This window comes from Chimaeribacter arupi (genome assembly GCF_002858805.1).
Lineage (GTDB): Bacteria > Pseudomonadota > Gammaproteobacteria > Enterobacterales > Enterobacteriaceae > Chimaeribacter > Chimaeribacter arupi.
Map to the genome: position 1 here is coordinate 14,412 of NZ_PJZI01000032.1, position 12,546 is coordinate 26,957.

8 protein-coding genes are annotated in these 12,546 nt (G+C 60.6%); 2 read left to right on the plus strand and 6 right to left on the minus strand.

The window, feature by feature from the left end; translation table 11 throughout:
* Positions 1-50 precede the first annotated feature (50 nt).
* The 3 genes from CYR52_RS17065 to argC all read right to left on the minus strand — a co-directional run bounded on the left by CYR52_RS17065 (position 51) and on the right by argC (position 3,163).
* On the minus strand, positions 51-1,265 hold the full coding sequence (locus tag CYR52_RS17065; RefSeq protein ID WP_101829028.1) for an argininosuccinate synthase: 1,215 nt from the start codon (positions 1,263-1,265) through the stop codon (positions 51-53).
* A 47-nt stretch (positions 1,266-1,312) separates the two neighbouring features.
* Positions 1,313-2,086 carry an acetylglutamate kinase gene (argB, locus tag CYR52_RS17070; protein ID WP_072931653.1) on the minus strand — a complete coding sequence of 258 codons (774 nt, stop codon included), beginning with the start codon at positions 2,084-2,086 and terminating at the stop codon, positions 1,313-1,315.
* 72 nt (positions 2,087-2,158) lie between these two features.
* Positions 2,159-3,163 (minus strand): N-acetyl-gamma-glutamyl-phosphate reductase, encoded by a 1,005-nt coding sequence (gene argC / locus CYR52_RS17075; protein WP_072931620.1) that lies wholly within the window; start codon positions 3,161-3,163, stop codon positions 2,159-2,161.
* A 214-nt stretch (positions 3,164-3,377) separates the two neighbouring features.
* On the opposite strand from argC, the gene argE reads away from it, so the two are divergent.
* Together argE and ppc are read left to right on the plus strand one after the other, a co-directional pair.
* A complete protein-coding gene (argE, locus tag CYR52_RS17080) occupies positions 3,378-4,529 on the plus strand; it encodes an acetylornithine deacetylase (RefSeq protein WP_072931618.1) in 1,152 nt (383 codons plus the stop codon).
* 226 nt (positions 4,530-4,755) lie between these two features.
* Positions 4,756-7,392 carry a phosphoenolpyruvate carboxylase gene (gene ppc, locus CYR52_RS17085; RefSeq protein ID WP_072931616.1) on the plus strand — a complete coding sequence of 879 codons (2,637 nt, stop codon included), beginning with the start codon at positions 4,756-4,758 and terminating at the stop codon, positions 7,390-7,392.
* Positions 7,393-7,505: 113 nt separating this feature from the next.
* Here the strand turns inward: ppc and metF are convergent, their stop codons facing one another.
* The 3 genes from metF to metB all read right to left on the minus strand — a co-directional run bounded on the left by metF (position 7,506) and on the right by metB (position 12,262).
* Positions 7,506-8,414 carry a methylenetetrahydrofolate reductase gene (gene metF / locus CYR52_RS17090; protein WP_072931614.1) on the minus strand — a complete coding sequence of 303 codons (909 nt, stop codon included), beginning with the start codon at positions 8,412-8,414 and terminating at the stop codon, positions 7,506-7,508.
* Between the two features lie 249 nt (positions 8,415-8,663).
* A complete protein-coding gene (locus CYR52_RS17095) occupies positions 8,664-11,099 on the minus strand; it encodes a bifunctional aspartate kinase/homoserine dehydrogenase II (protein ID WP_072931612.1) in 2,436 nt (811 codons plus the stop codon).
* 2 nt (positions 11,100-11,101) lie between these two features.
* Entirely contained in the window at positions 11,102-12,262 is a 1,161-nt protein-coding gene (gene metB, locus CYR52_RS17100) for a cystathionine gamma-synthase (protein ID WP_101829029.1), read from the minus strand.
* Positions 12,263-12,546: the final 284 nt, after the last annotated feature.

The following is a 12,546-nucleotide window of genomic DNA, read 5'->3' on the forward strand; positions in this document are numbered from 1 at the left end:
GCCCTGATAAGAATGGGTGCCTGTCCGGGCCGCCGGGCGGCCCGTGGCGATTACTGCTTTTTCGCGTTCAGCGCACGGATGCGGGAAGAGAGCGAGAACAGGCGGATGAAGCCGCCGGCGTGGCTGTGGTCATATACTTCATCTTCACCAAAGGTCGCGAACTCTTCTGAGTAGAGGCTGTTGGCAGATTTTTTCTGGATCGCGGTGGCGGTGCCTTTGTAGAGTTTCACCACCACTTCACCGTTCACCTCTTCGGCCAGCGCTTCTGCCGCCGCCTGGATGGACTGGCGCAGCGGGGCGAACCAGCGGCCGTCATACACCACGTAGGACATCTCGTGGCCCAGTTGCTCACGCCATTTGAAGCTGTCACGGTCCAGCACCAGCTGTTCTACGCCACGCAGTGCCGCCATCATGATGGTGCCCCCTGGGGTTTCGTAGCAGCCGCGGGATTTAATCCCTACCAGACGGTTTTCCACGATGTCGATCCGGCCGACGCCATGTTTCACACCCAGTTTGTTCAGCGCTTCCAGGCACTGGTACGGGCTGAGCGCCTCGCCGTTGACCGCAACCACCCGGCCTTTTTCCACCGTGACCGTCACCAGCTCGGCCTCGTTGGGGGCCTCTTCCGGGTCAACCGTCCAGGCCCAGCAATCATTGTTCGCGGCATTCCACGGGCTTTCCAGCACGCCACCTTCGGTGGAGATGTGCCAGGCGTTTTCATCACGGCTGTAGATCTTCTCCAGCGACGCCGTGGTCGGGATATCACGCTCTTTCAGGTAAGCCAGCAGCGCCTCACGGGAACGCAGGTCCCACTCACGCCACGGTGCCACCACTTTCAGCTCCGGGGCCAGGGCAGTGTAGGTGGTTTCGAAACGCACCTGATCGTTGCCTTTGCCGGTTGCGCCGTGGCACAGGGCATCCGCCCCCACTTTCAGCGCCAGTTCCACCTGTGCTTTCGCAATCAGCGGGCGCGCCATCGAGGTACCCAGCAGGTAGCTGCCTTCGTACAGCGCACCGGTTTGCAGCACCGGGTACACGTAGTCTTTGATGAATTCTTCACGCAGGTCAACCACATGGCACTCAGACGCACCGGTACGCAGCGCTTTCTGCTCAATCCCTTCCAGATCGCTGCGCTCCTGGCCGATATCAGCGACGAAAGCCACCACTTCGCAGTCATAGTTCTCTTTCAGCCACGGAATGATGGCTGAGGTGTCCAGACCGCCGGAGTAAGCCAGAACGATTTTCTTGATGCCTTTAGTTTGCATGATGATGTCCTTGATACAGATTCAGTAAATTCAGTAAAAACCCGGCGTTACGCCAGGATGCGTGTGCCGATGGCCACGCCGTTAAACAGTGCAGGTAATTTCTCTGCGTTACGCCAGCTGGCAATATCGACCGGGCGGCCGAGGGTGCGGGCGGCGTCCAGCGCGGCGTTGACTTTCACCACCATGCCGTCAGTGATGATGCCCTGCGCGATCAGTTGTTCCGCTTTCTCAGCCGTCATCTCCGCGATGCGCTGGCCTTTGCCGTCCAGAATGCCGCTGACGTCAGAAAGCAGGATCAGGTCTGCCCCCAGGGTTTCTGCCAGCGCCGTGGCGGCCTGGTCTGCGTTGACGTTCATCAGCGCGCCCCCGGCTGTGATGCCGATGGAGCTGATGATCGGCAGGTAACCGGCACCCAGCAGGGTGTTCAGCAAATCGGCGGAACCGGGGGAGGCTTTGCCGACGTGGCCCAGCTCTTCATCAAACTGCGCCACGTTCACGGTGTTGCCGTCAGCCAGGCTCAGGCCCACGGCGTTAAGGTTGTTTTTAATCGCCCAGGCCAGCAGGGTTTTGTTGGCGGTGCCCGCCAGCGCCCCGGTGATGATGTCGATCTGGTCAGCGGGCGTGACGCGCAAGCCGTGCTTTTTCACCACCGGCAAGGAGAGCTTTCTCATCAGCTCGTCCACCAGGAAGCCGCCGCCATGCACAATGATCAGCGGGCGCTGGTGTTCCTGGCGGTAAGCCACCAGTGCGCCGAACAGGCGCTCCAGCGCCTCTTCGCTGTCGAGCAGCACGCCACCCAGTTTGATAATTAACGGATTCATCATGTTCACGCCTCACCCTGTTGAAATCTTGACTCAAATGTTTAGGCGCCGCCCTCCGGCCGCGCCGGAGAATTACAGCAGCGACTGGGTTTCCGGGAACCCGAAGCGCAAATTCAGGCACTGCACCGCCTGGGCTGAGGCCCCTTTCAGCAAGTTGTCCTCGGTGGCGACCACAATCAGGTGCTCGCCCTGCACGGCAAAGCCGATGTCACAGAACGGCAGGCCGACCACATCTTTCAGCGCCGGGACACCTTCACGGTAGAGCCGCACCAGCGGTTTGTCGTGGTAGGCGTTGTGGAACGCTTCCGCCACATCCTGCGCCGTCACCCCTGCGTTCAGGCGGCAGGTGATGGTTTCCAGAATGCCGCGCGGGAAATTCGCCAGATGTGGGGTGAAGATCACCGGCGTACCCAGGTGGGCGACAATTTCAGGGTGATGACGATGGTTAAAAATGCCGTAAGGCTGAAGGCTGGTTTCGCACACGCTGCTTTTCAGGCTGGCTTTCCGGCCGGCCCCGCTGACACCGCTGGTGGCGTTGATCACCGGCCACTGCGCAGGGTTCAGCAACCCGTTCTCGAGCAGCGGCTTCAGCGCCAGTTGGGCCGCCGTCGGGTAACAGCCCGGCACGGCGATCAGTTGCGCGTCGGCCAGGGCATCCGCCTGCCATTCGGCCAGCCCGTACACGGCTTTCTCCAGCCATTCCGGGTGCTGATGCTCAAAGCCGTAGAAATCGGTGTAGAAGGCGGCGTCACGCACCCGGAACGCGCCGGAGAGGTCAAACACCACGCACCCGGCCGCCAGGAATTGCGGGGCCAGATCGTGGCTGACGGCGTGGGCCGTCGCGAGGAACACCACATCAACGCCTTTGGCGGCCTCTGCCACATTCTCCAGCGGCAGCACCGGCAGATCGATAATCCCTTTCAGGTGGGGATGCAGCTCGGCGAGCTGTTTTCCTGCATCTGCACTTTGCGCTGAAACCATCAAACCGGTTATGTTCATATGCGGGTGGCGATTCAGGTAGGTCGCAAGTTCCGCACCGGCATAGCCGCTGGCTCCAACTATCAGCGTATTCAACATGGGTTCCGCTCACCTTCTTAGTGGATGACTGACGCACGCGTCAGGCGTAACAGGTTACCGGGCTCATCAGCATGCTTCGCCGTTCACCCACGGGACTGAGCAGTTCATTTTTCCGTCAGGGCCGCTGCCGGTTCCTTTCTGCTCCGCCTTACTGTATTTTTATTCAAAATAAATGCATGAATATTGATACTATCCTAACTAAGGGCTGTCAACAGTGAAGATGAAATTACCTCCTTTTATTGAGCTATACCGGGCGCTGATCGCCACGCCATCCATCAGCGCCACCGACAGCGCACTCGACCAGAGTAATGAAGGATTAATCACTCTGCTCGCCGGCTGGTTCCGCGATCTCGGCTTTGAGGTCGAGATGCAGCCGGTGCCGGGCACCCGCAATAAATTCAACATGTTGGCCAGCATCGGCAGCGGCAGCGGCGGCCTCTTGCTGGCCGGGCATACCGACACCGTGCCCTTTGATGACGGCCGCTGGACGCGCGACCCCTTTACGCTGACGGAGCATGAAAACCGGCTCTATGGGCTGGGCACGGCGGACATGAAAGGTTTCTTTGCCTTTATCCTTGATGCGCTGCGTGACATTGACCTCAGCAAACTGAATAAGCCGCTCTATATTCTGGCGACCGCCGATGAAGAGACGTCCATGGCCGGGGCGAGCTATTTTGCGCGCTCCACCACGCTGCGGCCGGACTGCGCCATCATCGGCGAGCCGACCTCGCTAAAGCCGGTGCGGGCGCATAAAGGCCATATGTCGAATGCCATCCGCATCGAGGGCCAGTCGGGCCACTCCAGCGACCCGTCACGCGGCGTGAACGCGATTGAGCTGATGCATGAGTCGATCACCCAACTGATGGGCCTGCGCAACTCCCTGAAAGAGCGTTTCCACCATGACGGTTTCGTCATCCCTTACCCGACCATGAACTTCGGTGCCATCCACGGCGGCGATGCCTCCAACCGCATCTGCGCCTGTTGTGAATTGCATATGGATATCCGCCCGCTGCCGGGGCTGACGCTGACTGACCTGAATGAGATGCTGAACCTGGCGCTGGCCCCGGTGAGCGAGCGCTGGCCGGGGCGCGTGACCGTGACGGAGCTGCACCCGCCGGTGCCCGGCTATGAGTGCCCGGCGGATCATCATCTGGTGCAGGTGGTGGAGAAACTGCTCGGCACCAAAACCGAGATCGTGAATTACTGTACGGAAGCGCCGTTTATTCAGCAGCTCTGCCCGACGCTGGTGCTTGGCCCCGGCTCGATTGAGCAGGCCCACCAGCCGGACGAATATCTGGACATGGCGTTTATCCAGCCGACGCGCGCCCTGATCACCCAGGTGGTGCATCATTTCTGCCACGCCTGAGGCGGCAGATCCCGCGTTGGCAGATTAGCCGGGCTGATACGCGGCAGCCTGTAATTAAATTTCAGTGCTCAGGCGGTTTTAGCAGTAAGAAAATCGCCGTTTTTGCGGTACATATAGAGTGAAGGGCCGTAAGGCCGGTAAGACGATGCATTAACAGGGCAGCGATGCCTTTCGGGTGAAAGTTATTTACAAAACATAAAATCACAAGAGAAACAGGTCAGGGTCTATGAACGAACAATATTCTGCAATGCGAAGTAATGTCAGTATGCTCGGCAAGCTGCTCGGTGAAACCATTAAGGAGACACTGGGCGAGCACATTTTGGATCGTGTTGAAACCATCCGTAAGTTATCCAAATCCTCCCGCGCCGGTAACGAGGCGCACCGCCAGCAACTGCTTTCCACACTGCAAAACCTGTCAAATGAGGAGCTGTTGCCGGTGGCTCGGGCGTTCAGCCAGTTCCTCAACCTGACCAATACCGCCGAGCAGTACCACAGCATCTCGCCGAACGGCGAAGCGGCCAGCAACCCGGAAGCGCTGGCGCACCTGATCGCCCGCCTGAAAGAGAACAAGGTCACAGACGACCAGCTGCGTGACTCGGTGGATAATCTCTCGATTGAACTGGTACTGACCGCGCACCCGACGGAAATCACCCGCCGCACCCTGATCCACAAAATGGTGGAGGTGAACACCTGCCTCAGCCAGCTCGACCATAACGATCTGGCCGACTACGAGCGCAATAAAATCATGCGCCGCCTGCGCCAGCTGATTGCCCAGTCCTGGCACACCGACGAGATCCGCAAGCATCGCCCCTCCCCGATTGACGAAGCCAAATGGGGCTTTGCAGTGGTGGAAAACAGCCTGTGGGAAGGGGTGCCCGCGTTCCTGCGTGAGCTTAATGAGCAACTGGAAAATTCCATTGATTACCGCCTGCCGGTAGACGCCACGCCTATCCGCTTCACCTCCTGGATGGGCGGCGACCGCGACGGCAACCCGAACGTCACTGCCGAAATCACCCGCCGCGCCCTGCTGCTGAGCCGTTGGAAAGCCACTGATCTGTTCCTGCGTGACATCGCGGTGCTGGTCTCTGAGCTGTCGATGTCCGACTGTACGCCGGAACTGCGCGCCCGTGCCGGGGGCGATGAGGTGCTGGAGCCGTACCGCGAAATCATCAAAGGGGTACGCAGCCAGCTGACCAAAACCCAGGCCTGGCTGGAAGCAAAACTGAAAGGCGAGCACGCCGTGCGCCCGGATGACCTGCTGGTGCAGAACGAGCAGCTCTGGGAGCCGCTCTACGCCTGTTATGAGTCATTGCAGGCCTGCGGCATGGGCATCATCGCCAATGGTCAGCTGCTCGACACCCTGCGCCGCATCCGCTGTTTCGGCGTGCCGCTGGTGCGCATCGACCTGCGCCAGGAGAGCAGCCGCCACACCGAGGCGATTGCTGAAATCACCCGCTATCTGGGGCTGGGCGATTATGAAAGCTGGTCAGAATCGGACAAACAGGCGTTCCTGATCCGCGAGCTTAACTCCAAGCGCCCGCTGGTGCCGCGCAACTGGGAACCGAGTGAAGAGACCCGCGAGGTGCTCGACACCTGCAAAGTGGCCGCAGAAGCGCCGGAAGGCTCGATTGCCGCCTACGTGATCTCGATGGCGCGCACGCCGTCTGACGTGCTGGCGGTGCACCTGCTGCTGAAAGAGGCGGGCTGCCCGTTCCCGATGCCGGTTGCCCCGCTGTTTGAAACGCTGGATGACCTGAACAACGCCGACAGCGTAATGACCCAGTTGCTGAACATCGACTGGTACCGCGGCTATATCCAGGGCAAGCAGATGGTGATGATCGGCTATTCCGACTCGGCGAAAGATGCGGGTGTGATGGCCGCTTCCTGGGCGCAGTACCGTGCGCAGGACGCGCTGATCAAAACCTGCGAGAAATCCGGCGTGGCGCTGACGCTGTTCCACGGCCGCGGCGGCTCCATCGGCCGCGGGGGCGCACCGGCCCATGCGGCGCTGCTGTCACAACCGCCGGGCAGCCTGAAAGGCGGCCTGCGCGTCACCGAACAGGGCGAGATGATCCGCTTCAAATTCGGCCTGCCGGAAGTCACCATCAGCAGCCTGGCGCTCTATACCGGCGCGATCCTCGAAGCCAACCTGTTGCCGCCGCCGGAACCGAAACCGGAATGGCGCCGCATTATGGATCTGCTCTCTGACGTCTCCTGCACCATGTACCGCGGCTACGTGCGTGAAAACCCGGACTTCGTGCCCTACTTCCGTGCTGCCACGCCGGAGCTGGAGCTGGGCAAACTGCCGCTGGGCTCCCGCCCGGCCAAACGTCGCCCCAACGGCGGCGTCGAGTCGCTGCGCGCCATTCCCTGGATCTTCGCCTGGACGCAGAACCGCCTGATGCTGCCCGCCTGGCTGGGTGCCGGTGCCGCGCTGCAAAAAGCAGTGGAAGAAGGGAACCAGGACGAGCTGGAAACCATGTGCCGCGACTGGCCGTTCTTCTCCACCCGCATCGGGATGCTGGAGATGGTGTATGCCAAGGCCGACCTGTGGCTGGCCGAGTATTACGATCAGCGGCTGGTGGATAAATCGCTGTGGCCGCTGGGCAAACAACTGCGCGATCAGCTGGCCAGCGACATTAACGTGGTATTGCGGATCGCCAATGATGATCACCTGATGGCCGATCTGCCGTGGATTGCCGAATCCATTGCGCTGCGTAACGTCTACACCGACCCGCTGAACGTATTGCAGGCTGAATTGCTGCACCGTTCGCGCCAGCAGGAAGAGCCGGACCCGCAGGTGGAACAGGCGCTGATGGTCACCATCGCCGGGGTCGCCGCCGGGATGCGCAACACCGGCTGACGTCAACGACAAGCACAAGGGCACCCACGGGTGCCCTTTTTTATGGTGATCGTTGTGAGTGCGGAAAAGGCTTAAAAAAGGCCGCACCGGCGGCCAGGCAGAGGGCGGGAAAATCAGGCGTGAACCGGGGCCACGGCACCGGGGCGCACGCCCAGCGTATGGCAGATGGCGTAGCTCATCTCTGCCCGGTTCAGGGTGTAGAAGTGGAAATCTTTCACCCCTTCCCGGCTCAGGATTTTCACCATGTCCATCGCAATATTCGCCCCGACCAGCTTGCGCGTTTCGGCGTCGTCATCCAGCCCTTCAAACATGTGGGTCATCCACTGCGGCACCCGCACGTTGGTCAGGGCGGCAAAACGCTGCAACTGTTTGAAGTTGGAAACCGGCAGAATGCCCGGCACGATTTCCACGTCAATCCCGGCGGTTACGCAGCGGTCACGGAAGCGCAGGTAGCTCTCCACATCAAAGAAGAACTGGGTGATGGCGCGGTTGGCCCCGGCATCGATTTTACGCTTCAGGTTGATCAGGTCAGACTGCGCGCTTTTGGCTTCCGGGTGCACTTCCGGGTAGGCAGCGACTGAAATATCAAAGTCACCCACCTCTTTCAGCAACGCGACCAAATCGGTGGCGTACATCTCCGGCTTGCCGCTTTCCGGCGGCAGGTCGCCGCGCAACGCGACGATATGGCGGATGCCGCTGTGCCAGTAATCGAGGGCAATCTGGCGCAGTTCGTCACGCGTGGCGTCGATGCAGGTCAGGTGCGGGGCGGCTTCCAGCCCGGTGCGCTCTTTGATGCCTTTAATGATGCTGTGGGTGCGGTCACGTTCGCCGGAGTTGGCACCGTAAGTCACGGAGACAAATTTCGGTTTCAGGCTGCTGAGGCGGTCAATGGAGCGCCACAGGGTATCTTCCATTTCGCTGGTACGCGGCGGGAAGAACTCAAAGGAGACATTAAACTGACCATGCAGTTCGGCCAGACTCTGGTTCAGCGCGTCCCGCTGGTTTGCGTGGAAAAAACTCATACCCTACCTCATCAGTCACTGCATCAAGTTATCGAACGTTGTTCTTCTTGTGACATCCGGTTTGCTTAGCATGATAAGCGTCTAGACGTCTAAACGTATGGATAGAAAATGACGGAGATTGGTCAAAGAGTCAACTGAATATTCTTTGCCAACGGTGAGTAATCTTCACCCAGAGTGAAGAAAATTCAAGCAGGAAATGCAACAGGCGGGAAACGCCTTCTGCCGGGGCGGCAGAAGGCATTGAAAGGATTAGAGAAGGCGGGCCAGGCGGTTAAGATCGGACTGAATCGCCCCGGCGGTGACGTCGCGCCCCGCGCCCGGCCCGCGGATCACCAGCGGGTTATCACGGTACCAGCGGCTCTCAATGGCGAAGACGTTATCGCACGGCAGTAACGCGGCCAGCGGATGCTCCGGGCGCACCGCTTCCACGCCGACCCGCGCCTTGCCGTTGGCATCGAAACGCGCCACATAACGCAGCACCAGCCCCATTTCGTTGGCGGCTTCCAGGCGCTGCACCATCTGCTCATTCAGCGCATCGCCGTCTTCAAAGAATTGATCGACGCTGCCCTGGATGCAGTGGGCCGGCACCAGTGACTCGACCCGCACCTGATTCGGCTCAATGTCATAGCCCGCTTCACGCGCCAGGATAACCAGCTTGCGCATCACATCCTGGCCTGCCAGATCCACGCGCGGGTCAGGCTCCGTCAGCCCCTGTTGCCAGGCCTGGTCGACCAGCTCGGTGAACGGCACCGTGCCGTCAAATTGCAGGAACAGCCAGGAGAGCGTGCCGGAGAAGATGCCGCTGATCGCCAGGATGGTATCGCCGCTGTCACGCAGGTCACGCACCGTGTGGTTGACCGGCAACCCCGCGCCGACGGTGGCGTTATAGAGCCAGTGGCTGCCGGTTTTGGCGAAGGCGTCACGGATCTGGCGATAGTTGTCGCCGGCGGAGGCACCGGCCAGTTTGTTGGCGCTGATGACGTGGAAACCGTAGCTGGCGAAATCCAGGTACTGTTCCGCCAGGCTTTCGCTGGCGGTCACGTCCAGCACCACCAAATCGTCAAACGGGTGGGCGCGCATCCACAGGAACAGCGACTCCTCATCCTGTTCGCGGGCTTCGTCGTCAAAGAAAGCCAGCGCCCGGCTGGCGTCCAGCCCGTCATAGCTCAGCAGGCTGCGGCGGCTGTCCACCACCCCGGCCAGCACGAACTCAAAGCCGCTGCGCGCCGAGAGGTTTTTCTGTTCGCGGGCGAACAGCTCCAGCCAGCGCGACCCAATATTGCCTTTGCCGAACAGCATCAGGCCGATGCGTTTCTCGGCGCGGAACAGCGACTGGTGCAGGCCCTGGATCAGGTGTTCCGTCGGGCCGACACGCAGCACCGCCACCAGGCTGATGCCGTCTTCCGCCTGCCAGATGAACTCTACCGGCTGGTCTTTCAGCTCCTGATAGAAGCGGTGGCTGTGCAGTGGGTTTTTGCATACCCCGGCACCCACCAGTGCCACCAGCGCCAGCTTTTCACGCAGGTGAAGCTGGCCCGGCAGCCCGGCATCTTCCAGCGCCTGCAGGGCACTGCCGGCGACTTCAGCGGTATAGCAGAGTTGCAGCAGGTTGCGGTCAGGGTGCACACCGGTCGCCAGCGGCCGGATCTGGGCGCGCTTCAGTACCCGGTCCACCTCTTTCTGTGCCAGCACAAAGTCATGCTGCGGCGGAATAGTAAACTCAATCAGGCAGATATCATCGTGGCTGGTGACGATTTTCGCACCGGTACCGGAGGCCAGCACGCGCTCAATACGCGTTGAGCCCTGTTCCGGCTGGTAACTGCAACGCAATTGCAGATCGATATCGCTGCCGGAAACCGGCTGCAATGTGCGGGCGTGCAGCACCGGTGCCGCCAGGCGGGCCAGCTCGCTGGCCTCATCCAGCCGCAGCAGCGGCAGCAGGCAGGCATCTTTCACCTTGCGCGGGTCAGCGCTGTAAACCCCGGCCACGTCGCTCCAGATGGTGACGCGGCTGACACCGGCCAGCGCGCCAATCTGGGTGGCAGAGTAGTCACTGCCGTTACGGCCGAGCAGCACCGTTTCCCCGGCATCGTTGCGGGAGATAAAGCCGGTGACGACCAGATATTTATGCGGGTGCTGCGCCAGCAATTGTTGCAACAGCGGGTAGGAGCGGCCTTCGTCCACTTGCGGCTGGGCCGCACGCTCGGCACGCAGGAAATCGCGCGCATCGAGCCAGGCAGCCTGATAGTCGAGTTTATTGAGCACTGCCGCCATCAGGCGCGCAGACCAGATCTCACCGTGGCCGACCACTTCGGCATACACCGCATCCGTCAGCGGGGCATCCAGCAGCGCTGCCAGGCGTTCCAGATCGTGAATGAATTGGGTAATCAGCGGCTCAGCCAGTTCCGGCGGTAACAGCCCGGCGATCAGCTCGCTCTGGTAACGGCGCAACGTCTGCTGCACCTGATGCGCCGACAGGCGGTCGCTCTGGCTCAGCTTCAGCCAGCTGATCAGCTGGTTGGTGGTGCTGCCTGCCGCCGACACCACCATCATGTCGCCCGGCTTGCCGTACTCCGCCATGATCCCGGCGACACGCAGATAACACTTCACATCGGCCAGACTGCTGCCGCCAAATTTGTGCAACTGCCGGCTCCCCGCCGGCGCTGCTACCGCAATTGCATTCATGCTTACCTCGTTGCCGCCGCCTGGAAAGCCTGTTCCAGATCGGCAATCAAATCTTCACTGTCTTCCAGACCCACGGAAACCCGCAACAGGCTGTCGGAAATCCCGGCTGCCTTACGCGCTTCCGGTGCCATGCCCGCGTGGGTCATGGTCGCGGTATGGGAAATCAGGCTCTCTACCCCGCCCAGCGACTCCGCCAGCGTGAACAGCTTCAGCGCTTTCAGGAAGCGGCGCAGGGTCGGTTCATCGCCGTCCAGCTCAAAACTCAGCATCGCGCCGAAACCGGCCTGCTGGCGGCAGGCGATCTCATGGCCGGCATTGTCCGGCAGGGAAGGATGATACAGCTTTTTCACCTGCGGCTGCTGCGCTAAATACGCAACAATCGCCTGGGCATTGCTCTGCTGTTGCTTGATGCGCGGCGACAGTGTGCGCAGGCCGCGCAGCAGCAGGTAGCTGTCAAACGCCGCCCCGGTCACACCGATGTTATTCGCCCACCAGGCCAGCTCTGTCGCCAGCGCCGGGTCTTTGGCGATCACCGCACCGGCCACCACGTCAGAGTGCCCGTTCAGGTATTTGGTACAGGAGTGCACCACCAGGTCCGCCCCCAGTGCCAGCGGCTGTTGCAGCGCCGGGCTGAGGAAGGTGTTGTCCACCACAGTGACCGCACCGGCCGCCCGTGAGGCCTCACAAATGGCGGCGATGTCCACCACGCGCAACAGCGGGTTGCTCGGCGTTTCAATCAGGACCAGCTTAGGTTTTTCCTGCAACGCATCGGCCAGCGCGGCGGCGTCACCCTGGTCGACAAACCGCACATGGTATGCGCCGCGTTTGCTCAGGCTGTCGAACAGGCGGTAGCTGCCGCCATAGCAATCATGCGGGGCCACCAGCAGATCGCCGGGTTTTAGGAACACGGTACAGACCAGATGAATCGCTGACATCCCGCTGCTGGTCATCACCGCACCGGCACCGCCCTCCAGATCCGCCAGCGCGCGCTGCACCACATCACGCGACGGGTTGCCGCGGCGTGAATAGTCATGGGCGCGAGGTTCGTTGAAATCGGTGAAGTTATACGTGCTGGACAAATGGATGGGGGGAACAACACAGCCATACTGCTCATCATCATTCAGGCCGCTGCGTACGGCGATGGTTGCTTGCTTATGCGTCATGTGGTCTCTCCCTGACGGGATGCTGGGGGTTAGGGCCTAAAGATTAATCGCATCGATAATAGACGTCAATACATCTGGACATCTAAACTTCTTTGCGTATAGATTGAGCAGAGCCACAATACCCGCTAAAATTATAGCGTTTTCAAATGTGAGTAACATGTCAGGCAGGTTGCAGCCCCGTTGCGCGGCTGAGAGAAAGACTGTTGACCGGTTACAACGGCGTGTCAGTGAGGTTGCTCCGGTAACGGAGATTTTTATCAAGATTGGTTTAGTGAGAACAGTGA